The sequence below is a fragment of the Pseudomonas sp. KCJK9058 genome, assembly GCF_046230975.1.
Lineage (GTDB): Bacteria > Pseudomonadota > Gammaproteobacteria > Pseudomonadales > Pseudomonadaceae > Aquipseudomonas > Aquipseudomonas alloputida.
Genome location: NZ_JBJJLR010000121.1, coordinates 1 through 613, shown reverse-complemented (window position 1 = coordinate 613; position 613 = coordinate 1). Strand labels below are relative to the sequence as shown.

Sequence of the window (613 nt, the reverse complement as noted above, 5' to 3'; positions counted from 1 at the left end):
TACTACCCGGCAAAAATATACCATTGGATGCACCATCATCATTAAAGCCCATTGACCGAAGCCTGTTAAACATTTTTTCGTAACGAGGCTTTTTCATTATTTCTTCGGGGATTAAATGATGATTAGCCACTCCATCCCCCTTTCTGGCCCCATGTTATTACCCAGTTTCGTAGAGCACCACCCCAGCGGATCGATTTCTTGGATAGGGTTTTCAGCGTACGAATATATATTCAAGCCACCTGCCAAGCCTATGGGGTCCTGAGTCAAAAATCGGCCAACCTTAGGATCATAGAATCTGAAAGTGTTGTAATGCAGTCCGGTTTCGACATCAAAGTATTGGCCTTGGAAGCGTAGATTCTGCTCAACCTTATTAACAGGCAGTTGCTCTACAGCCCCCCAACAACGGTACGTCGCCTGCCAAATGATCTGCCCGTCACTGTCCGTCAGCTCCAACGGCGTGCCAATCTGGTCCGTATGGAAGTAATAGACCTTCTGCCCTTCCCCTTCAACCTGATCAACCCGCGCCAACGGCGCATAGCTACCCGGCTCGTACAGGTACAGAATGTTCTGCCCAGGCGTTTCCTCCCGCAGCATCCTCAGCCCCTGCCAGAGG

1 protein-coding gene and 1 pseudogene are annotated in these 613 nt (G+C 49.9%); both read right to left on the bottom strand.

Annotation, left to right across the window (positions count from 1 at the left end; translation table 11 throughout):
* Positions 1-97: pseudogene (locus tag ACK59Z_RS25860) on the bottom strand (type IV secretion protein Rhs); the annotation flags it as partial.
* A gap of 14 nt (positions 98-111) precedes the next feature.
* Positions 112-613: RHS repeat domain-containing protein (locus tag ACK59Z_RS25855; protein WP_409293995.1), on the bottom strand; the 502-nt coding region annotated here is incomplete at its 5' end.